18 protein-coding genes are annotated in these 21,131 nt (G+C 42.5%); 10 read left to right on the top strand and 8 right to left on the bottom strand.

What is annotated here, in order from left to right; genetic code table 11:
* Positions 1–147: 147 nt before the first annotated feature.
* The 3 genes from VB732_RS09810 to VB732_RS09800 all read left to right on the top strand — a co-directional run bounded on the left by VB732_RS09810 (position 148) and on the right by VB732_RS09800 (position 2,844).
* On the top strand, positions 148–1,185 hold the full coding sequence (locus tag VB732_RS09810) for a helix-hairpin-helix domain-containing protein (RefSeq protein ID WP_323230635.1): 1,038 nt from the start codon (positions 148–150) through the stop codon (positions 1,183–1,185).
* A 145-nt stretch (positions 1,186–1,330) separates the two neighbouring features.
* Positions 1,331–1,765 carry a ferritin-like domain-containing protein gene (locus VB732_RS09805; protein ID WP_012412436.1) on the top strand — a complete coding sequence of 145 codons (435 nt, stop codon included), beginning with the start codon at positions 1,331–1,333 and terminating at the stop codon, positions 1,763–1,765.
* Between the two features lie 110 nt (positions 1,766–1,875).
* Positions 1,876–2,844, top strand: coding sequence for an FTR1 family protein (locus VB732_RS09800; protein ID WP_323230634.1), 969 nt, complete (start codon positions 1,876–1,878; stop codon positions 2,842–2,844).
* 63 nt (positions 2,845–2,907) lie between these two features.
* On the opposite strand, the gene VB732_RS09795 is transcribed toward VB732_RS09800, so the two are convergent.
* Positions 2,908–3,843, bottom strand: coding sequence for an ABC transporter substrate-binding protein (locus tag VB732_RS09795; RefSeq protein ID WP_323230633.1), 936 nt, complete (start codon positions 3,841–3,843; stop codon positions 2,908–2,910).
* A gap of 276 nt (positions 3,844–4,119) precedes the next feature.
* Between VB732_RS09795 and VB732_RS09790 the strand changes: the two genes are divergently transcribed.
* Positions 4,120–5,619: a family 10 glycosylhydrolase gene (locus VB732_RS09790; RefSeq protein ID WP_323230632.1), complete on the top strand. Its 1,500-nt coding sequence runs from the start codon at positions 4,120–4,122 to the stop codon at positions 5,617–5,619.
* A 181-nt stretch (positions 5,620–5,800) separates the two neighbouring features.
* Here VB732_RS09790 and VB732_RS09785 read toward each other — a convergent pair whose 3' ends face one another.
* The 3 genes from VB732_RS09785 to VB732_RS09775 all read right to left on the bottom strand — a co-directional run bounded on the left by VB732_RS09785 (position 5,801) and on the right by VB732_RS09775 (position 8,900).
* Positions 5,801–6,397 (bottom strand): molybdenum cofactor guanylyltransferase, encoded by a 597-nt coding sequence (locus VB732_RS09785; protein WP_323230631.1) that lies wholly within the window; start codon positions 6,395–6,397, stop codon positions 5,801–5,803.
* A gap of 122 nt (positions 6,398–6,519) precedes the next feature.
* A complete protein-coding gene (locus tag VB732_RS09780) occupies positions 6,520–8,577 on the bottom strand; it encodes a thioredoxin domain-containing protein (protein WP_323230630.1) in 2,058 nt (685 codons plus the stop codon).
* Between the two features lie 167 nt (positions 8,578–8,744).
* The gene (locus VB732_RS09775) at positions 8,745–8,900 is read right to left on the bottom strand and encodes a hypothetical protein (protein ID WP_292706214.1); all 156 of its coding nucleotides are present in this window, start codon (positions 8,898–8,900) and stop codon (positions 8,745–8,747) included.
* A 707-nt stretch (positions 8,901–9,607) separates the two neighbouring features.
* On the opposite strand from VB732_RS09775, the gene clpP reads away from it, so the two are divergent.
* Positions 9,608–10,219: an ATP-dependent Clp endopeptidase proteolytic subunit ClpP gene (gene clpP / locus VB732_RS09770; RefSeq protein WP_323230629.1), complete on the top strand. Its 612-nt coding sequence runs from the start codon at positions 9,608–9,610 to the stop codon at positions 10,217–10,219.
* 248 nt (positions 10,220–10,467) lie between these two features.
* Here the strand turns inward: clpP and VB732_RS35955 are convergent, their stop codons facing one another.
* Entirely contained in the window at positions 10,468–11,103 is a 636-nt protein-coding gene (locus tag VB732_RS35955; protein ID WP_416235735.1) for a hypothetical protein, read from the bottom strand.
* A gap of 80 nt (positions 11,104–11,183) precedes the next feature.
* Positions 11,184–12,068 (bottom strand): hypothetical protein, encoded by an 885-nt coding sequence (locus VB732_RS09760; RefSeq protein ID WP_323230628.1) that lies wholly within the window; start codon positions 12,066–12,068, stop codon positions 11,184–11,186.
* 1,211 nt (positions 12,069–13,279) lie between these two features.
* Between VB732_RS09760 and VB732_RS09755 the strand changes: the two genes are divergently transcribed.
* The 3 genes from VB732_RS09755 to VB732_RS09745 all read left to right on the top strand — a co-directional run bounded on the left by VB732_RS09755 (position 13,280) and on the right by VB732_RS09745 (position 17,278).
* On the top strand, positions 13,280–15,634 hold the full coding sequence (locus tag VB732_RS09755) for a ribonuclease R family protein (protein ID WP_323230627.1): 2,355 nt from the start codon (positions 13,280–13,282) through the stop codon (positions 15,632–15,634).
* A 21-nt stretch (positions 15,635–15,655) separates the two neighbouring features.
* On the top strand, positions 15,656–16,276 hold the full coding sequence (locus tag VB732_RS09750) for a flavin prenyltransferase UbiX (protein ID WP_323230626.1): 621 nt from the start codon (positions 15,656–15,658) through the stop codon (positions 16,274–16,276).
* Positions 16,277–16,573: 297 nt separating this feature from the next.
* On the top strand, positions 16,574–17,278 hold the full coding sequence (locus VB732_RS09745) for a LapA family protein (protein ID WP_323230625.1): 705 nt from the start codon (positions 16,574–16,576) through the stop codon (positions 17,276–17,278).
* Positions 17,279–17,297: 19 nt separating this feature from the next.
* On the opposite strand, the gene VB732_RS09740 is transcribed toward VB732_RS09745, so the two are convergent.
* On the bottom strand, positions 17,298–17,492 hold the full coding sequence (locus VB732_RS09740; RefSeq protein WP_012412449.1) for a hypothetical protein: 195 nt from the start codon (positions 17,490–17,492) through the stop codon (positions 17,298–17,300).
* A gap of 1,035 nt (positions 17,493–18,527) precedes the next feature.
* On the opposite strand from VB732_RS09740, the gene VB732_RS09735 reads away from it, so the two are divergent.
* On the top strand, positions 18,528–19,073 hold the full coding sequence (locus VB732_RS09735; RefSeq protein WP_323230624.1) for a shikimate kinase: 546 nt from the start codon (positions 18,528–18,530) through the stop codon (positions 19,071–19,073).
* Positions 19,074–19,084: 11 nt separating this feature from the next.
* Here VB732_RS09735 and VB732_RS09730 read toward each other — a convergent pair whose 3' ends face one another.
* Positions 19,085–19,687, bottom strand: a complete 603-nt coding sequence (locus VB732_RS09730) for a Uma2 family endonuclease (RefSeq protein ID WP_323230703.1) — start codon at positions 19,685–19,687, stop codon at positions 19,085–19,087.
* 177 nt (positions 19,688–19,864) lie between these two features.
* Here VB732_RS09730 and argB point away from each other — a divergent pair, with 177 nt between their 5' ends.
* The gene (argB, locus tag VB732_RS09725) at positions 19,865–20,761 is read left to right on the top strand and encodes an acetylglutamate kinase (RefSeq protein ID WP_323230623.1); all 897 of its coding nucleotides are present in this window, start codon (positions 19,865–19,867) and stop codon (positions 20,759–20,761) included.
* The last annotated feature ends 370 nt before the right edge of the window (positions 20,762–21,131 follow it).

Genomic DNA, 21,131 nt, shown 5'->3' with positions numbered 1-21,131 from the left:
AATTTATTAAAGTTTTAGTCAACTAGTTGATAAAAACTCTCATTATATGTCAAAGTAAGGTCTACTACAACATGTCAAACAAATTAGATTCTACTAACAGTTTGAAATGTTTCAATTAATACCTTTTTATTGGTGTGAGGAGCAAAAATGATAAAAGTTCGTTATATCTGCTTAACTGTTGCAACTGCGGCAATAATTACCTTGAGTTCCTGTACCAGTACACCAACCGCAGAAAATCCATCAGCACCAGTTGTTAGTACTCCAGCTACAGAGGCAGTAAGTAGTAACAGTCATAGTGGTCATGGTGGCAAAGAAAAAATTAACATTAACACTGCTATCTTGTCAGAATTAGATAAGTTCGAAGCCAAACTAGGCGTTCCAGCTTTATCTAACAAAATCCAGGCAGGTCGTCCTTATGGTAGCCCAGAAGATTTAGTTACGAAAAAAGTAATTACTCAAGAACAATTTGACCAAATTAAAGACCAAGTTGGTGTTCAAGAAGTGGCACTCACGGGTGAAGCAAAAGATGTTGACTACATGAGCAAGTTGGGCTTAATGAAAGGTCATCTTTTGGTAGCACAAGAACTGCTGGATCAGAATCAGCCCAAACAAGCAGAACCTCATATTGGACATCCTGTTGAAGAAATTTATGTTGATGTAGAAGACCAATTAAATGAGCGCAAAGTCAAAGAATTTAAGACAACATTAGTGGGTTTGCAAGATTTAGTAAAATCTAGTCCGAAAGATAACAAAGTTAAAACTAACTTTACTTCTTCAGTGCAAGCAGTTGACGGAGCGATCGCAGCTTTGCCAGCAGATCAACGCTCAAAACCGGCATTTGTGCTACAGGTAATCAACGAATTGCTAGATGCAGCTAACTCCGAATATGGCGCTGCGATCGCAGATGGTAAAATAACCGCGCCAATTGAGTATCAAGACTCCCGTGGTTTTGTCATTTACGCCAATGATTTATACAAAGGAATTTCTAGTCAAGTAGCTCAAGCAGATCCCGAAGCGCACAAAGCGATCGATGCTAGTTTTACTGAACTTATAAAAGTTTGGCCCTCCGCCATTCCACCAGCTAAAGCAGTCAAAACAACTAATGATGTTACCAAGCTAGTGAAAACCATTGAGGAAAACTCTCAAAAAGTGGTTAACAAGTCCAATACCCAAGCACAGCAATAACACTTTGTTTTAATGGAAAGCTGATGCTAAGGAGTTTAAAATGAGGAAATAGTTAGGATTTATTAATTACGAATTACGAATTACGAATTAAGTCCTCCTAACTTTTACCTAATTACCCTCCATTCGTTACTTGAACTAAGAACTGATGCAAGAACTTGATTATAAAAAGACTATTGACTTGCTGAATGCCATCATGGAATTTGAACTAGCAGGAGTAGTGCGTTATACACATTATTCTTTGATGGTGACTGGCCCTAACCGTATTCCAATTGTGGCTTTTTTCAAAGCACAGGCAAGCGAGTCTTTACTTCATGCTGAACAAGTAGGAGAAATTCTCACCGGTTTAGATGGGCATCCCTCCTTGAAAATTGCTCCAATGGAAGAAACTTACCAGCATAAAGTCAAGGATATCTTGGAAGAAAGCTTATCTCACGAAAAAAAGGCATTGGATCTGTATAAAAATCTGCTTGAAACTGTCACCAATGCTAGTATTTATCTTGAAGAATTCGCTCGTGGCATGATTGGTCAAGAAGAGATGCATAATCTCGAACTGAAAAAGATGCTACGCGATTTTAGCTAATAGTCATTAGTCGTTGGTCATTAGTCATTAGTCATTGGTCATTAGTTAACAAATTCAAATGACAAAGGACAACTGACTAATGACAAAAGACAAAAGACAAAGGAAAAAAGATGGATTTTAGTACTGCTCTACCTACTTTTATAATTACACTCCGAGAAGGAGTAGAAGCAGCCCTTGTTGTTGGTATTGTGCTAGCTTTGCTGAAAAAAGCTAAACAATCCCGACTTAACTCTTGGGTATATGCTGGTGTCGGCGTTGGTATTGTGGTGAGTGCCTTTATAGGTGTGCTATTCAGTTGGGTAATTCAAATACTGGGAGCAGCGAACCCTCAGTACACCTCCGTAGTTGAGCCAGCCTTGGAAGGTGTGTTTAGTGTTTTAGCGATCGCAATGCTCAGTTGGATGCTAATCTGGATGACTAAACAAGCCAGGTTTATGAAAGCGACGGTTGAAGGAGCAGTAACAGAAGCGCTGACACAAAACTCAAATGCTGGCTGGGGTGTTTTTACTTTAATTTTAATTGCCGTTGTCCGCGAAGGCTTTGAAACTGTTCTATTCGTTGCTGCTAATTTTCAACAGGGATTAATGCCAGCCTTGGGTGCTATTGCTGGTTTGGTAGCGGCAACTGCCATTGGAGTGCTGCTATTTAAATGGGGTGTCAAAATTAACATCCGCCAGTTTTTCCAGGTAATGGGCGTTTTCTTAGTGTTGATTGTCGCTGGATTGGTAGTTTCAAGCTTGAAACACTTTGACGAAGCTGTGGCGAACCTTGCCCTTAGCAGTCGCGCCACAGAAAACCTTTGTTTCTATTACGAACATTTTACAAAAGTCCACTCCTGTATTTTGGGGCCAATGGTTGCAAATACTTCCACAATCTTGCCTGACGAACAGTTTCCTGGGATTATTCTCAAGTCTTTATTTGGTTATAGAGACAATCTCTATCTTGTGCAAGCAGTGGGATATGTAACATTTTTACTCACCATTGGAGGATTGTATTTCCGCAGCCTTGGAGGTGGTTCTCCTGAAGGTAAAAAAAATACTCCTTTTGGTCAAAAACCAATTAGTTCTGCAAAAGATTAAAAGCACAAACAACGAGATCCCCGACTTCTTTAAGAAGTCGGGGATCTAACTTTTCACGAATAGCTAAGTACCCTGTGGTGCAAACAATACTTCCTTAAGCTGCTGACAAGCCTTTTCAATTGCATCTATACTACCTGGATTCACCAGACCAAAATAATCAAATATATAGACTCGGTTATTTTTAGTCGCTTGTAATTGCTGCCAAAAAGATTCCTTTTTTAGCGAATCTAAAAGCCCTGCTTCCGAATTACCTTGCGGGGGATTAACCAAAATTATTACCTCTGGATTTGCTTCTAAAACCTTCTCAGCCGAAAGTGTCACATATCCACCAATTGGACTTTTTCCTTGTAAATCTGCTGCTATATTTTTCGCCTGGAATTTAGTCAGCAAATCCCCCGCCCAACTATTTTTGTTCGGCGACAAAATTGGTTGACGGCTAACTAACGCTAAAGTAGAAAAACCCTGAGTTGGCTTTTCTGGTAAGAAAGTTTTATAACGATTTAACAAAGGTTGAGGATCGACATCAATTGATTTGGCAAGGGTTTTAGTAAGTTCTTCTAGAGATTCCCAGTTATTCACTTTAGCTAGCAAAGTCGGGATTCCTAGCTGCTGAAGTTTTTGAATTGGGATGTTAGAAAAACCTTCTGCACCAATAACTAAATCTGGTTTTAGTGCCACCACTTTTTCTAAATTTGGTGGGCTTTGTCCTTCACTGACGCGAGGAATATCTTTGAATTTCGAGTCATCCTTGAATAATTTACTACCAGTGATCCCGACAATTTTTGTTGGATCGAGTCGAGAGATGATATCCGCAGAAAGAGAAGAAAGAGCAACAACTCTTTTTGCTGATTCTGTTGGTAGTTGTCGAGAATTCGTGTTTATTGTCTCAGCCGGGTTTGTAATTTTTATTTGCGGCTGCTGAGTGGTTGCAGTTGTGCAAGCAGCTAAAACTATACTCATCAAAAACGCTAAAGCAGATAAGAGCCAACGACGATGCATATTAAAATTCCTTCTGGAGTGAAAATCGCATAATAAGCATACTCAACACCACATTCGAAAATTAAAAATGTAGATCTCGCATCTACCTAATAGTAGATAAATTTTTCAGATATACGTTTTTATATTTATAAAAAATGTGGCAACACAAATAAGGCTTTCGCAGTCTTGAAAAAATAGGTTTTAAAACCCTTACTGCTTAACTATATAATTTGATACACGTTGCCTACAATTATCTGAATTGGGGTTGATGATTATTGTGTCCATCTACTGCTAGGTATGTCTAACCATCCTTTGAACGTTGCAAGATCAACATTATTTTGGCGGCATCTATTCGCTGTTGCTTTCACTACTAGTACCTTACTGCCCAATTTTGGAACCGAACCAGCAAGGGCACAAGTAACCCAATATTGTCAGTTATCATCATCATCGGCAAAAGAAAAAGAAAACTTACGTTTATCAGCCCTTAAAGGCAATCAAGATGCTCAAACCCGCTACCAAAACTTACTAAAAAAACAGGCGCAGGAATTACAGCAGTGTCGCACTCGCACTTGGCCACAAATCCAGGCTCTCTGGTTGCGCTTGTATCCCTGTGACATTCAGCCAGGAATAATCGACCAGGTTATGGATCGGATTGTCAACCGTGGCTATAACCAAGTTTATATAGAAGTATTTTATGATGGGCAGGTGTTATTGCCAGCAAAAGCTAACCGAACAGCGTGGCCTTCTGTAATTCGGACTCCAGGGACAGAAAACATCGATATACTTGCCACAGCAATTCAAAAAGGTCGGCAACGTGGTTTGAAGGTCTACGCCTGGATGTTTACTAACAATTTCGGCTATACTTACGCCCAGCGCCGAGATAGAGAAAGTGCGATCGCTCGCAATGGTAAAGGTCAAACCAGCCTATATGTTGTAGATAACGGCTCTCAACTATTTATCGACCCCTACAACTCCCAAGCAAAAAGCGACTACAACCAATTAGTAAAAGAAGTTTTGCGCCGTCGTCCAGATGGCTTGCTATTAGACTACGTGCGCTATCCGCGCCAAGCAGGAAGTGATTCCATCGCCACCAAAGTTTCAGATTTATGGCTATATAGTCCCGCAATTCAAGAAGCTTTATTTAAACGGGCACTGAATTACAAAGGACTAGACTTAATTCGCCGCTATTTGAGCAAAGGATATGTCACCGCCGGAGATATCGCCGAAATTGATCGACTTTATCCCCAGGAAGGGGAACCTCTCTGGCAAGGACGCATTCCCCCAGCAGCGCAAAAATCAATTCTGCCTGCAACCGACAGACAACCACTTTTGCAATGGGAATTGTGGCAGCTTGCAGTTGCTCACGCCATGCAAGGAATTCTAGATTTTGTCAACATAGCCACCTACCCAGCAAAGCAGCAAGGAGTTCCCACGGGAGTAGTGTTTTTCCCTGATGGCAACCAAACTGTAGGACAAGGGTATGATTCTCGCTTACAACCTTGGGATCGCTTCTCCCCTACATTAGAGTGGCATCCCATGTCTTATGGAAATTGCGGTAATGTCAGTTGTATTGTGGCGCAAGTGCAACGGGTTTTAAGTGCGACAAAACCGGGTACTAAAGTGATTCCAGCTTTAGCCGGCAAATGGGGAGCATCGATCAGTAATCGTCCATCCTTAGAAGCGCAAATGCAGGCACTCCGTAAATTTGCCCCGCAACTGAAGGGAGTTAGCCATTTTGCCTATTCTTGGCAATATCCTCAGAATGATAACGATCGCAAATTTTGTCGCATTCGTTAAACGGCAAAGGCTCAATTTCGCCAATCACCCAATTGTGTCGTTAGGAAATAGCGTACACGATCTACACCATCCAGAAAGCGCCTAGCGCAAGCACGAGCATCTTTAGTGTTCACAATGCGATCGCTAGCGCTCACCAAAAAGTAAACTAATCTTGAAAGACTAGCATTTTTTATACTCGGAATTAACTTAAAGTCAAGTCCTCTGGTGTATTACAGTTAAACAGCATTTCGGGTTCTGCTAAAGGCAAAATTTCCACAGGATATTGCCGCAGCCATTGCTGAAACGATCGCCCCCCTTGATTGATAAACTCTAAAAGTTGCGGCAAACAACGACGGCGATAGAAACCGCACAGAGGTTCCCACCCTTTAGGATGATGAGCTAAAGCTGCGATCGCATTATCCCCCACGCTATCAAGTCTAGTTACCCAATCTTGCAACACCTCAACCCGCAACCTCGGCAAATCGCAAGCTAGCAACAGCACCCATTCTGTTTTGACTTCAGCTAGCCCTTGAGCAAAACCCACTAAAGGCCCCTGGGCTAAAGATTCTCCAGACAAAGGTACTTCTCGGATAAACTCACAACCAGGCAAAAGCAAGTTTTGATAGCGTTCTGGCCAGGGAGTGACTACATAAATAACATCAGTACAGCTTTGAGCAATCCCACAAACTCGCTGTAACAAAGGTATCCCTTGAATGGGAATCAAGGCTTTATCTTGACCCATCCGAGAACTCTTACCGCCAGCTAATACAATTGCTGTTAATTCGCTTCGGTTCTTCATAGTTATACATCGAATTGAGTTCTAGGGACTAAGTGCAGAATTTTGTAAGTTCGTAGCGAATTCTCTTACAAAAAACTCTGCGTACCTCTGCGCTTTCCTCAGCGTCCCTCTGCGTTTAAAAATCATCCTCTATTCTGACTTTTCTCTACTTGCTGCAATAAATGTTCTACACTTTCTGCTGGAGCAAGGCACTTCAAACCTTGGCAAACTAACCCAACGCTTCCCTCTGGAAAATCAGATGTTATAGCAAACACAGCCGTTGGCAAAAACTTGGGGATCAGAGAGTTGATCTGCTCAGTGGTGCTGCGAATTAAGGTAGAATTACGATACCAATCTAAGGCTGTAAATAAGCTGGGACAAGCTTGGGGAGAGCGATGCATTACACTCTTAAAAGCTTTCAAACCAAGTTCCGCTAAATCTAAATAATCTAGATTATCGGTGAGTAAAGTGAGACGAACAAGATTAGCGATCGCAATTCCATTTGCTGATGGTGTAGCATTATCCACGTAACTGCGTTCTCTGACAATTAAATCTTGACTAGAATCGCTTGATGTGTTATTATAACCACCTAATTCCACACTCCAGAGAAATTCGTTGAATTCATCTTGAATAGCGATCGCTTTTTCTAACCATCGCTGATTCTCAGGGTTGGAAGCTTGTAAATCTAGCAGAGCTTTAATAAACAAAGCGTAGTCTTCAGATTGGGCTAAAACGGTTGGTTCGCCTTGATAGTTGAGTCGCTGAAAACGTCCATCTACGAATTGATTTTCCAAAATAAAATTCGCTGCTTGTGCTGCTAATTCCAAATATGATGGTTCTTGGAAAACACCAGCAGCCTTAGCTAGCCCAGAAATCATCAAGCTATTCCAGGCGACAATCATCTTCGTATCTGTCACCGAGGGAATGCGACCTGGCCAATTAGTGGTTTTTGCTTCTTGGTTGTTACGAGCCGGGGGAAAAGTTTCTAGCGACTCAGAACTAACGCCATAGCGAACAATAAACAGCTTGTCCAGTGCTGCTTTTAGCGTTGCACTCAGTTTACCTGAATTCCTTCTTTGTAAAACATTACGTCCTTCAAAGTTCCCGTTAGGGGTAACAGTAAATTGTTGTTGTAATTCCGTTAATTCTTCAGGCGTTAACAGTTCTTGAACTTCGCTGTAACTCCAAACATAAAAAGCTCCTTCTTCTGGTTCTACCGCCGTGGATTCAGTAAAGCTGTCGGCATCTTGAGAAGCATAGAAGTAACCTTCCGGCGCGGTCATTTCGCGCTTCAGCCATTGTACAGTACCAGCGACTGCTCTCTCAAACGCTGGTTCTTGGACTCCTGCACTCCATAAATTTCCGAGATACTCCACAATCTGTCCATTGTCGTAGAGCATCTTTTCAAAATGCGGTACTGTCCAAGTCGGGTCAACAGTATAGCGATGAAAGCCACCACCTACATGGTCATAAATGCCTCCCAGCGCTAAATCTAGTCCTCGCTGGATACAAACTTGTTTGCCATCATAACGAGATTCAAAATTAAATCGAGTTCCCCGCAGAGCTAATTCTGTATAGGGAATCATCGGAAAGCTATTACCAGATTGATTAGGAGTAATTACACCTGTGCTGGTTTCCCAACCTTGGCGGAGTAATTCCCGGTCTTCAAGCTCATCTGTTGTACCATCTTGCAGTACCGCAGACGTGAGTAGAGACTCAATAATTAAGGCTTTGCGTTGCTGTAATTCTACTTTTTCGGTGTCGTAATAACGGCGAAGGGCTTGCAACACCTGCAAAAATCCAGGGCGACCATAGCGCGGGTCTACAGGGAAATAAGTCCCAGCGTAAAACGGCACTAAATCTTCTGGAGAAAGAAAAATATTTAAAGGCCAACCTCCTTGACCAGTCATCATCTGCAAAGCCTGCATATAGATGCTATCGAGGTCAGGTCTTTCTTCCCTGTCTACTTTGATGGGAAGATAATTGGTGTTCATGTAATCAGCGATCGCACTATCAGAAAAAGCTTCGCCTTCCATGACAGTACACCAATGGCAACTAGAGTAGCCAATGGAAAGAAAAATCGGTTTATTTTGCGCCCTTGCAGTTGCAAGTGCTTCATCACACCAAGGCCACCAATCAATGGGGTTTTCGGCGTGTTTGCGGAGATAGAGGCTCTTAGCTTCAGCAAGGCGATTAGTCATGATCAAATGCAAATAGTTGCCTTCTTTGCTCAGTCTACCTTGTTCCCAGGAGTGTTAGCCTCGACAGCTATGTATATGTAAGATAATCCTACAAGCGAGTTACTCCTTGAGTTGGAGTAGTGTACATCATTGATATCGCCGACACCTGTGTAATTTGTGAAATATTTTTACTGAAAAGATCGCAATAGCAAACTAACAATATTTGGTGGTGCTTCTTGCACAGGTGATGCTGTCTTTGACTGAATTAAAGTATTTGGGCTAAGTCCTGCTATCAAGTGGAGCAAGAAGGTGATGATGGCGGCTTGTATAAGTTTTTCCAGCATGGCACGTCTCTTGTGAGTGGATAGCATTGTAATGAGGACTGGTTATTCTAAATACACCTCGTACTATCGATTTACCGAATCTAACAAAATAACTGTGATAATTGCTGAGGGAAATCTTAAAAAAATGTTTAAAATGTTACATATAACTAAGATAAATCCCTAAGCAAGTTGGATTTCGGTTATCGGTTTAATGACTACATCGCCCAAGTTGCCCAGCAAAGGCCGAGATTATGAGGTTGGCGATGATTGAAGTTTTTTGATTTCCCTACATGGGATATCCTGTTAGACACCTTTTACGGCTAAAAAGTGCCCTTAGACGTTGAATCTATTGCAAAATCATCTTTTGTACTCTTTTTGGACAGGAGGCAAGAGGCAAAAGGTAGGAGGAATTCACTTATAGGCATAGAATTGATGACTTCTTCACTTATTTGCAGGACGTTACGCGAACGACAAGGCTAAGTGAAGACTGAATTGAAGCCACTGTTGCGTTAGCTTCCCGCTTTCTTACGAAAGTTTGTAGGGGTGTTAAACCCTTGCTCCCTCTAATTGCGAAGTTATAACTGAGGGCGGTTTTCCTCCTGCCTCCTGCCTTTCTTAATAAAGGTTTAAATTATCTGCTTGAGAACAGTAGAGATAAACCACAGATAAACCCCAGTTTCGTGCTGTCACCGATAAAATGTATTTAAAGTAGCCACAAACACGCTTCCATGATTCCTATCGTTATTGAACAATCGGGTCGAGGCGAACGCGCCTTTGACATCTACTCACGGCTGTTGCGTGAGCGCATCATCTTTTTGGGACAACAAGTTGACAACAACATTGCTAACTTGATTGTTGCCCAACTGCTGTATTTGGATGCCGAAGACTCGGAGAAAGACATTTATATGTACATCAATTCTCCCGGTGGTTCGGTGACGGCTGGTATGGGCATTTTTGACACTATGAAACATATTCGCCCTGATGTCTGTACAATTTGTACCGGATTGGCGGCGAGTATGGGCGCTTTCCTCCTCAGTGCGGGTGCTAAGGGTAAGCGGATGAGTTTACCCCATTCTCGGATTATGATTCATCAACCTCTCGGTGGCGCTCAAGGACAGGCAACTGATATTGAAATTCAGGCGCGGGAAATTTTGTACCACAAGAAGCGACTAAATGACTATTTAGCCGAACATACAGGTCAACCAATTGAGCGCATTGCTGAAGATACTGAACGTGACTTCTTCATGTCACCAGAAGAAGCCAGGGATTATGGTTTGATTGACCAAGTGATTGACCGTCACGCTGCTGGTAGTCGTCCAGGAGTTGCTGTTCTTAATTAATAGTCACGATTGGTAAATGGTAATTTACCACTTTTAATTCTCTCAAACCCCAAAAACAACCCCTCTTTATAAATGAAGAGGGGTTGTTTTTACGATGGGTAGTCTACTCAAGTACTTAATACCGATTTGGAAAAATGACTAACTAAAATCCCGCTAGTAGTCTGTCAAGTCAAGTTTGCTTGGTTCGTAGTGAGCGCTTTAGCGCTCAAATCAAGGACTAAAGTCCTTACTACGAACTTATTCATCCATCAAACTAGTCGGTCTGGCTGAGATTGGAGATATTGGAGGAAGTCTAATAATTCTACTTCTGTAAGCAAAAAACGCGATCGCTTTCCATAAGTTTCAATCAGATGCTCTCGCCCCTGTTCTGTTGTCCAGCCTAGACGCTGCATTTCGACATCGGTTTTATCCAATATCTGAGATAAATTCTCAGAAGGCATTCTAGTAATTACCTTGTCTGATTCTTCTGAGTATGTAGAGAAATCTTGGAACTCTTCATATTCCGCGTCAAAATCCGTGGGGGATTCTATTGTAGGTAGAGATACAAGGTATTGAAAGAAGTCCAGTAATTCTACTTGTGTGAGTAAGGTACGCGATCGCTTTCCATAAGTTTTTTTGAGATGTTCTTGTCCCTCCTCTTCTGTCCACCATAACCGTTTGATTTCAACATTAATTTTGGCAATCAAAATTTCGTGTAATGTTGGTGTCGGTTTAGATACAAGGTATTGGAGGAAGCCTAATAATTCTACTTCTGTCAGAAAAGTACGCGATCGCTTCCCATAAGTTTCAATCAGATGCTCTCGCCCCTGGTCTATTGTCCAGCCTAATCGCTGCATCTCGGCATCTGTTTGAGCAATTACTTCAGAAAAATTCACAGCTTCCATAGCTTCCTTACCGTTTCAATAGCCTATGTTATTAGTCACTAGCCCTTACCAATGACCAATGACTAATGACTAATGACAAATCAAAATCCCGCTATTGGGTCTGGCTCAGATTGGAGAAATTTGAGGAATCCGTGTAATTCTTCTTCAGTTAGCAAAGTTCGCCCCCGCTTACCGTAGGTTTTAATCAGATGCTCCCGTCCCTGTTCTGGTGTCCAGCCTAGACGCTGAAGTTCGACATCTGTTTTAGCAATGACATCCGATAAATCCACAGGTTCAGCTTTCTTCTTTCTCTTTCCTGTCACAGTCGGGGTAGGGACATCCTCTTGAGGCGTGTAACTCCGGGGTGTAAATGGTGTGACATTATTAGCAGAAATTGGTGGAAATGTTTGATTTTCTGGCTCGTTACTAAACGTTATTTCCAAGCTTTCAACTGGAGGCTCAAATTCTAGCTCCTGGTTGGCAGTCACAGGAAGGTTTTGACCTAAATCTTGGCTATAAGTGTCGCTTAATAGGGGTGCAGCACTGCTGTAGTCATAATGTTCGTTACTAGTTGTTACTACTTCTGGTTTGATGTTGCGGACTTTGGAGGGTGGTATAGATTTTTCTTTATCGCTGACTGCGGGCCATTGACTACCAACAGAATCCCCCTCTCTTGTAGAGGAATAACTAGACTCACTTAATCCAGCTTTGGTATTCAAGGAAGGATTTACCTGCGTTGGGGAAACTGGAATCGAGCTAAATGCCATTGATTCTTGTGGTGCATTTGTAATACCCAAAACTATCAACGCCCTAGTTCTGGCTTGGTCTTCTGCTGCTTCTACTGTTTCTGCTGCTGCCATACCCGTCGCACGGGTTACACCTTCAATTTGCACGCTTGCCCGAACAATATATTTTCCTTGAAAAATCTGCACTAATTCAGAAATCAGGCTGCCGTTGGGATACAAGCTCTGGAATTGAGCCAACATAATACTGTTACCAATCTAAATCTTTTGGGTACTTGGGATTGGGGACTTGGGACTGGGGACTGGGCACTGGGAAAGAATTATTTTATCCTAATCCCTAATACCTAATCCCTAATACCCAATCCCCAGTCCCTTTTGATGCTTTATCTCGTGTCCCAATTGTAGCAGTAGGTGTTTTTTGACGAAGTTTTTGGCTAGTGCTAACTTGTCTGGGTAGTCTTGCTTGCAATGCTATACTGATTACCCAACTAGATATCTAGAACTATTTTCTGGAAGTGCGCTCTAAATCTACAATAATGGAGATAAGGTTCGCCCTCACTGCTTATTAAGCTGCTAACCTAATTGTTACCGATTCTACATGTGGGAAAATTGGGTTCACCGGCAGTTCCTCCTAGTTAAAAATCAGATTCTAATGGCGTAAAATTACCTTCACTCTAAACAATCAAACACCTGTAGTTTCCACGCCACTTGACGGCAGTTGCTCCACTTGGGGAGACCCCAAGACCGCACTGCCTCCTCCACTTGGGGAGGCCCCAAGACCCAACGGGAAAGGCAGTCCCCCAGCGATGGGAACCGCCAAGACGGGGGCTGCCTCACCGCAGTGGCTCTCCCGCATAGCGCTTTTGGACAGTATGGATTATCTAAACCCAGCTTCTCAAAAACCCGTCGCGTAATTAACTAGCGGGGCTAAATCTTAAATCAGGCGTGCAATCTTAAGTTTGGTTAGGTGAAGGAACTTGAACGCAGGCGAATTCTGAGAGCATCGTGCAGTGAGAAGTTCGTAGATGCCCAGAGTTGTCCGTGGGTAGGCTTCCTTTGCTTGGAACTGCTGGAGTATCCTACTCTTGCTGGGTTGGGCTTCCTTTCCTTAGAACTTAGGAAGCCTTGCCTCTGGGTAATTCGTTTCCAGCTTGTTTCTGTAGGCCGTGAGGATATACAGGAATGAACCAGATTGAAGAAGAATTCAGAATGTCAGAATTCAGAATTCAGAATCAAGATAGCGGCTCTGAATTCCCCGCTATTACGAAAGTTGACCACAAAACAAGAAAATTTTTGTGGGGGACTTGAACACCTTGATTCAGACGCTTGTGGACTCGCTATTGCTGCGTTATCCGCAAGTTACAGAGAATTAAATTCTGAGTTCTGTCCACTGACTCCTGAATTCTGTTTTGTTAAACAACAAATGATGTTTTGACCAAAGGTCGGTTCACTGCATGGAATTTTCAATCGCTACACTCCTTGCCAATTTCACCGATGATAAATTGGTAGCTCGGAAGGTTTTAGAAAAGAAACTTGGCTGTGAAGATGAAAAAAGCTTACAAAAACTTCACATTGCCTTAGATGTTCTTGAAAAAATCGGTATTTTAGTGAAAGAACGGGGCAAGTACCGCCGTGTCTCCGAAGAGGGAGTAATCGAGGCAAAGCTTCGTTGTTCTAGTAAAGGCTTTTGCTTTGCTATTCAAGATGTGGAAGGAGCCGAGGATATTTACATCCGCGAGAGTCATTTGAGTAATGCTTGGAATGGCGATCGCGTTTTGGTTAGAGTTCTCAAGGAAGGCAGCCGCCGTCGCTCTCCTGAAGGGGAGGTGAAGCTGATTCTCGAACGCTCTAATCACACGTTACTGGCACGAATTAAGCAGGTGGAAACTGGTTTCCGGGCTGTGCCTTTAGACGATCGATTGCTGTTTGAACTCAAAATCCAACCCAACGAAGCGAAGTTGGAAGAAGCGATTGATCACTTGGTTCATGTGGAAGTTTTGCGTTACCCGTTGGCTCAATATCCTCCCCTTGGTCGAGTGGTACAAGTCCTCGGCAGCGATGCCGAAGCTGCTGCTGATATAGATTTAGTTACGTGCAAACACGACCTCTCCCGGACTTTTCCCGATCATGTTCTAGAAGCAGCCGCTAAGTTACCTAAAAAGCTACTCAAAGCAGACCTGAAAAATCGGCTGGATTTGCGTAATTTATTTACCTTCACCATTGAAGGGGTAAATGGCGATACAAAAGTTATAGAAAACGCTTTTAGTTTAGAAAAAAACCTAGCCGGAAATTGGCTTTTGGGCGTTCATATTACCGATGTTTCTCACTACGTCCAACCTGACGAAGCTTTAGATAGAGAAGCACTCAAACGCGGCAAATCGGTGTATTTAGGAGAATTGGTGTTGCCAATTTTGCCCCCAGTTGTAGCAGAACGCTGTTCTTTATTACCTGGGAGCGATCGCTTAACCATCTCTTTTTTAATTACCATTGATCCTCAATCGGGAGAAGTGCTGGAGTGGGAAATTCAACCCAGTGTGATCAACGTAGAGACTGCACTGACTACAGAACTTGCTAAAGCAATTCTCACAGGTGAAGCTCAAGATAAATCATCACAGGTTTTCCAAATCCTGCAAGACCTCCAAGCCTTGCAAACGGCTGTGAAACAGGTACGCTTGACTCGTGGTAGCCTCCAGTTGAATCTGCCGCCCAGCCAAAACGCCTATTATGATGAGGGGATTCTCGGCGCTGTGGTGGTGAATGATTTACCAGTGCGATCGCTACTCACAGAGTTGGTACTGTTAGTTAATCAACTGGTAGCAACTCACTTAAATGCTCTTGGTGTTCCCGCTATTTGGCGAGTCCAAGGCACACCCGATGTCGAAGACGTTCAGGAAATGCTGAAGTTGGCAGTCAATTTGGGCGTTGACCTGACACTAGATCCAGAAGCCGATATCCAACCTTTAGATTATCAGCATTTGACCACAGCTTTTGCGGAATCTCCCTCTGAGCAAGTTCTGACTTACTTATTGCAAGATACCCTCAAGCCGTCGGCATACAGCACCACCAAAGGATCTCACTTTGGTCTGGCACTACCGCAATATGTCCATTTTAGTGCCCCATTGCGACGTTACCCAGATTTGCTGATGCAGAGAGTGTATTACAGCCTACTTGAAAACGGACGCGATCGCCGCAATACCCGTGTAAGAGAGCGCGTTAACCTGCGCCACTCCTCCAGCCACGAGGAAATTAACTGGAATGTTTTACCCCCAGAATTACAGCAAGAACTGCAAAGCGATTTGACTAGGGTAATTGTCCAACTCAACGACCGAGAAAAAGAAGTCCAAGAAGCTGAAGCCGATTTAGCCGGACTGCAAAAAGCCCAACTGATGAAGCAACGCATCGGTCAGGTATTTCAAGGTGTGATTACTGGCGTTCAATCCTACGGTTTCTTTGTGGAAATTGAAGTACCAGCCGCAGAAGTAGAATCCAGCAGTAATCCTGGTGTGCCTTTGCGGGTAGAAGGATTAGTACACGTCAGTTCTCTCAAAGATGATTGGTATGAATATCGCGCCAGACAACAAGCATTGTTTGGTCGCAAAAATCGCGCTTCTTATAGACTAGGCGATCGCGTCGCCGTACAAGTTAAGAGCGTTGATTATTACCGTCAGCAAATTGATTTGGTAACAGTTGGCAGCGATGGTGTACCCAAAGGTTTAAGCGGTAATGGTTCCAATGACGATCTTTCAGACCTCTACTTACCAAATGACATTGAACCTGATGACCTAGACCCTTACTCTGAGGAGGAGTAAAATCAACGAATTATTTATTACGTGTCAAATAACACCAAACCTTTAATTTTAGGCGTATCGGGCGCATCTGGTCTGATTTACGCTGTTCGCGCGATCAAATTTTTGCTTGAAGCGGATTATAGTATTGAATTGGTTGCCTCTAAATCTACTTACATGGTTTGGCAATCAGAACAGGAAATTCGGATGCCATCAGAACCAACTGGGCAAGAACAATTTTGGCGAGAGCAAGCTGGAGTTGCCCTTGCAGGTAAACTCCGCTGCCATCCTTGGGGTGATGTTGGAGCCGGGATTGCCAGTGGTTCCTTTGCCACTCTGGGGATGATAATTATTCCATGCAGCATGAGTACAGTGGCAAAGCTAGCCGTTGGCTTGAGTTCCGATTTACTAGAACGGGCAGCAGATGTCCAACTCAAAGAAGGGCGAAAACTGGTCATTGTTCCTCGTGAAACACCTTTTAGCCTCATCCACCTGCGTAACTTAACCTCATTAGCTGAAGTTGGAGTGAGAATTGTCCCCGCTATTCCTGCTTGGTATCATAATCCCCAAACCATCGAGGATTTAGTTGATTTTGTAGTTGCTCGTGCTTTAGATCAACTAGATATTGACTGCATCCCGATTCAGAGGTGGGAAGGCCGTCGCTAACGCCCTCAGTGGACTGATCAGAAATTTCACAATAGTCCTAAAAGGGTAATGATAGAGATAGCTGATAGTGTCAGTAGTCAGTGAACAGTAATTAGTGAAGAGTAATCAGACTGATGACTGACAACTGACCACTGACCAAAGAGGCAGGGGAGCAGGGGGAGAAAGATTCTGGAATTCCCCACTTCATTAGGGTCTTAGAGCCAATAAATTTATTTATAGGGTTTTCCCCCTGCTCCCTGCTCCCTGCCCCCTTCCCTCTTCAGTGACCACTGACAACTGACAACTGACAAAATTGCTATGGCTGTAATTCGCTTAATTCTATTGGTGGCAGTACTGGGAGGACTAACGCTGTTGTTAGTCCAAAATTTCTCACCTGCCCTATCGCTAGTATTTTTGGGCGTGCAAACTCAACCATTACCACTAGCGATATGGATTTTGTTCAGTACTACCATAGGTGCTTTCACGTCTATATTGATTGCTACATTGTTTAACTTATCGAATTATTTTGTAGCAGGACAACGCCAAACTTCTGAACGTCGTAGCACAACTTCGCCTCGTGCAAAGACAACCCAAAGAGAAGAACCTCCATCTCGCCCTAGCAATCCTCCACCACCAGCTAGTAAAAAAGAAGAGCCTACTACTAGTGATGAATTTGATGATTGGGAGACAAATGGCAATACAGATGATGATTGGAACTTTGATGAAAAGTCAGAAGCAGCGCCTAAACCTAACCCTGAAGCTCAACCTGCTAGAGACTCTAAAAATTACGAACGTCAATCAGAAGCTAAAAGCAGTTCTCAGTCTGGTTCAGTTTACTCCTACAGCTACCGTGAGCCAAAAAATACGGCTGCGGGAAAGACTGAATCCGTCTACGATGCCGATTACCGCGTAATCATTCCCCCTTATCAGCCGCCGACTACCAATCAAGCCGATGATGATGATTGGGAATTTTTTGATGATGATGAAGATTTTGAGGATGATGATAAACGCTCCCGTCGGTGAGGTGTAGCGTGTTACGTCTCTACTTGATGCCACACCTCTCTCTAGATTCTTGCTTGACCTTACCAGTCATGGCAGCTTCTTGCAAAGCCATGAAAGCATTAAAATCTTCCAAGTCATATCGGGTAGTCAACAATTGTCGTAGTTGATTTTCAGCTTCCACTGTCAAATAGCCAGTTGCTAAAGCTTTTTGTACTACGTCACGAATTCTATTCATGGTTGACGCCTCATTCATCCTATATTTATTCATTCAGGCTTATTGCGGTGAAATATGCAGTATTTTTTGTATCAAAACTTTTTTATTTATAAAGCTTTCTTGAGCGATCGCAGTATATAAGTCATTATTTACACCTCTATCGAAAACATTTAATTGAGCAGCACTTGTTATAACTAGATTTTTAGACTACTGATACCGTACTATTGAAAACACAGTATTGTGTATACTTAAATTTATCTACCAGAGTAAAAATTCGGATTATTTAAATAGACAGCAATTGTTTGGATAAAGTTTCAAACAAGCTATATTAATTTTTTGGTTAAGCATAGCGATTAATATACGGCAATTACTAGGTTAGATGAGGATATTTGCTACATACTTGAGAAATTCATCGTTGATTATTTATAGTAACTTCACGGAATATTTGCTAAATCTGTAAGAATCCACTTTGATTTCTGTTGGCGCAGCATGACGTAGCCATAGTAATTTCCCTTAATCGGGCAAGAGGTAATACTAATTCACAATGGGCTTCGCCCCGCTACGCTAACGCAATTAAAAAACTTAGAGATACTTGCCTTTTAGGGTTTACATCTGTTTCTTAATTTTAGGGAATTGGTATAAGAAGCAACGGAAAGAATGCTCTTTTTGTTGTATTAAGTTTTTTGAGAAATCAAATATTAGTCCAAGTATTGCTTGAGTAATTTTAAATACATCAATAACAGCAGTTAATCGAGCTTAATAGAAGAATGAATTTATAAAAGCTAAAGAAGATGGAAAGTTATAAAAGTTATACGTAAACTTGATATCGACAAAGGAAAAGCTTTAAAAAGAGTTGATAATAAATTGATTGGAGGTTTTATTGGTAGTTATATTTCTGTGGTAATTACTAATTTCAGTGTTCAAAGTTGTAGCGAATAAAGTGTATTGTTGCAGCAAAATCCAGGTATCACTTGAATACGCACGTATGAGTAGTTGAGTTTATAATTGGAAACTGTGACTCAAAACTCAGACTAATTAATTGGAGCGAAGCAACTGGTGAGCAGCTTATTACAAGGAGTCAACCTGTACTTAATTGGTATGATGGGCGTTGGTAAGACTACAGTGGGGCGCTTACTAGCAAAGCATCTGAGTTATGGGTTTGTGGATACCGATGATGTTATTACCCAGGCGACAGGTAAATCTATCAATCAGTTATTTGCAGAAGTTGGTGAAGCAGAGTTTCGCCAGATAGAAAGTGATGTGCTTTCACAAGTTTGTGCTTTTACAAAATTGACGATCGCAACCGGTGGAGGTATTGTATTACGGCGAGAAAATTGGGGTTACTTGCACCACGGTTTGATAGTGTGGCTAGATGTGCCAGTTGAACTACTTTACAGCCGTTTAGCTGAGGATACCACCAGACCGCTCTTGCAAGATGCTGATCCTAAAGGCAAATTGCGATCGCTCCTCGAACAACGAACACCACTTTACTCTCAAGCCGATTTGCACATTACTGTCCAAGAGCGAGAAGCACCTGAAGACATTGCCAACAGAATAATTGAGGTAATTCCTAACGTTCTCAAACCCCAAGCTTCTCATTAGGAAAACTCAAATTACCAAATTTTGCCCATCCGTAGGATAAACTCCGGTAATTCTGGATTACCACTAACTGCTTCGGGATTTTCCAAAATCTCAACTTCTCGATTAGGGCGGTAAATGTAGACTTTTCGATTCTGCCGATCTATTAACCAGCCTAGTGATGTACCGTTATCGATGTACTCCTGCATTTTCTCTTGTAATTTTATCAGGCGATCGCTGGATGAGCGTAACTCAATCACAAAACTGGGACAAATTGGTGCAAATGAGGCTTTTTGTGAATCTGTTAAAGCATTCCAGCGCTCCAGTTCAATCCAAGAAGCATCAGGGGAACGCATCGCTCCACTGGGTAGTGTAAAACCTGCACTGGAGTCAAAGCCTATGCCAGTGCCATCTTGTTCAGTCCAATACCCAAGCTGTGCAGCAATGTTAAAGTTACGGTTGCCCGTATCTGAAAAAGCTGGTGGCATAATGATGACTTCCCCATTGGCAGTACGCTCGATTCGCAAATCTCCATTAGCTTGACAAAATTCGTAGAACTGCTCATTTGTCATCTGCACAAGGGAGGGGAAATTTACCGTTAGGGGTGTGCTTTCAGTTTGAATTAGCAGCGTGGTCATTTTCATTCCCTAGCTTCAGCCGAATGATTTCAATTCTAGAGGCTTGAAGGAGCGATCGCTTGCTTATTGTGTCGGGTAATGTGGGAATAGTTAATTTGTAGAGTGAGACATTGTTACAGGTTACAAAGTCTTCTACACTGACTGGAATAGGTTTTAACTCTCTCTGTTAGGCTCCTCATGACGGACAACGATTCTGAATACATCAGACAAACTGAAGCCACTCGTGTGCGTGTACTCAGTGAAGCACTACCTTATATTCAACAATTCGCCGGTCGCACTGTTGTTGTCAAATATGGTGGCGCAGCGATGAAAGATAGCACACTCAAAGACAAAGTTATCCGCGATATTGTATTCTTATCTTGCGTTGGCTTGCGTCCGATTGTAGTCCACGGCGGTGGCCCAGAAATTAACAGTTGGTTAGATAAGCTGGGAATCGAACCACAATTTAAGAATGGTCTGCGAGTCACCGATGCCGCCACAATGGATGTGGTAGAAATGGTTTTAGTTGGTCGAGTTAACAAAGAAATTGTCGCCCTAATTAACCAAGCTGGTGGATTGGCTGTAGGACTCTGCGGTAAAGACGGTAATCTATTTACAGCCCGTCCCCAAGGTCAAGAAGGCATCGGTTTTGTGGGGGAAGTCAGTAATGTTAACATCAAGATTTTGGACACCCTCGCTAGCAATGGCTATATTCCGGTAGTGTCGAGCGTCGCCGCAGACGAGACAGGGCAAGCTTATAACATTAACGCCGATACTGTAGCAGGAGAAATCGCTGCGGCACTAGGAGCAGAAAAGTTAATTTTACTGACCGACACTAGTGGAATTTTAAAAGATTACAAAGACCAATCTACTTTGATTCCAAAAGTAGATATTCGTGAAGCCCGCCAGTTGATTGCTGATGGTATCGTTAGCGGTGGGATGATTCCCAAAGTTAGTTGTTGTGTGCGATCGCTTGCTCAAGGAGTCCGTGCAGCACACATCATTGATGGTCGCATTCCTCACGCCTTGTTACTAGAAATCTTTACTGACGTTGGAATTGGGACAATGATTCTCGGTTCTCAATTTACCTCTTGATGCTTATGCAGTATGGAGAATTGGGCATTATTCCCCTTATCTCCATATCTTTATCGTCTCCCTACTTTACCGGGAATAGGTAATGAAAACGTGCGTAGGTGCAAAGCAGTTTGTCATCAGATATTGCCCTTCACTAATTTAATACCAGAATTTTTAATCACAGGGCTTACGCAAACAATAGCCAAAACCATTATTTTATTTTTAGAGATTATTAGGATTAGCCCTTTCAAAGTGACTCGTAAAATCTCTTATTTTTTCTCAGCGATCTCTGTGCCTCTGCGGTTTAAAAGTATTTTTTCTAACCGCAGAGGCGTAGAGGACACAGAGTATAGAGCTTAAAGAGGAATCCATTTACCAAAATTTTTACGCA

The organism is Nostoc sp. UHCC 0252, from assembly GCF_034931145.1.
Lineage (GTDB): Bacteria > Cyanobacteriota > Cyanobacteriia > Cyanobacteriales > Nostocaceae > Nostoc.
The sequence above is the reverse complement of the archived record's forward strand: the minus strand, read 5'-3'. Positions and strand labels throughout refer to the sequence as shown.

Coding starts and splice junctions, on each gene's coding strand:
- clpP (WP_323230629.1), top strand. CDS start 9,608: ATGATTCCTATCGTTATTGAACAATCGGGTCGAGGCGAACGCGCCTTT.
- VB732_RS09740 (WP_012412449.1), bottom strand. CDS start 17,492: ATGAATAGAATTCGTGACGTAGTACAAAAAGCTTTAGCAACTGGCTAT.
- VB732_RS09780 (WP_323230630.1), bottom strand. CDS start 8,577: ATGACTAATCGCCTTGCTGAAGCTAAGAGCCTCTATCTCCGCAAACAC.
- VB732_RS35955 (WP_416235735.1), bottom strand. CDS start 11,103: ATGGAAGCTGTGAATTTTTCTGAAGTAATTGCTCAAACAGATGCCGAG.
- VB732_RS09730 (WP_323230703.1), bottom strand. CDS start 19,687: ATGACCACGCTGCTAATTCAAACTGAAAGCACACCCCTAACGGTAAAT.
- VB732_RS09755 (WP_323230627.1), top strand. CDS start 13,280: ATGGAATTTTCAATCGCTACACTCCTTGCCAATTTCACCGATGATAAA.
- VB732_RS09745 (WP_323230625.1), top strand. CDS start 16,574: ATGGCTGTAATTCGCTTAATTCTATTGGTGGCAGTACTGGGAGGACTA.
- VB732_RS09810 (WP_323230635.1), top strand. CDS start 148: ATGATAAAAGTTCGTTATATCTGCTTAACTGTTGCAACTGCGGCAATA.
- VB732_RS09800 (WP_323230634.1), top strand. CDS start 1,876: ATGGATTTTAGTACTGCTCTACCTACTTTTATAATTACACTCCGAGAA.
- VB732_RS09785 (WP_323230631.1), bottom strand. CDS start 6,397: ATGAAGAACCGAAGCGAATTAACAGCAATTGTATTAGCTGGCGGTAAG.
- VB732_RS09790 (WP_323230632.1), top strand. CDS start 4,120: ATGTCTAACCATCCTTTGAACGTTGCAAGATCAACATTATTTTGGCGG.
- argB (WP_323230623.1), top strand. CDS start 19,865: ATGACGGACAACGATTCTGAATACATCAGACAAACTGAAGCCACTCGT.
- VB732_RS09805 (WP_012412436.1), top strand. CDS start 1,331: ATGCAAGAACTTGATTATAAAAAGACTATTGACTTGCTGAATGCCATC.
- VB732_RS09775 (WP_292706214.1), bottom strand. CDS start 8,900: ATGCTGGAAAAACTTATACAAGCCGCCATCATCACCTTCTTGCTCCAC.
- VB732_RS09795 (WP_323230633.1), bottom strand. CDS start 3,843: ATGCATCGTCGTTGGCTCTTATCTGCTTTAGCGTTTTTGATGAGTATA.
- VB732_RS09760 (WP_323230628.1), bottom strand. CDS start 12,068: ATGTTGGCTCAATTCCAGAGCTTGTATCCCAACGGCAGCCTGATTTCT.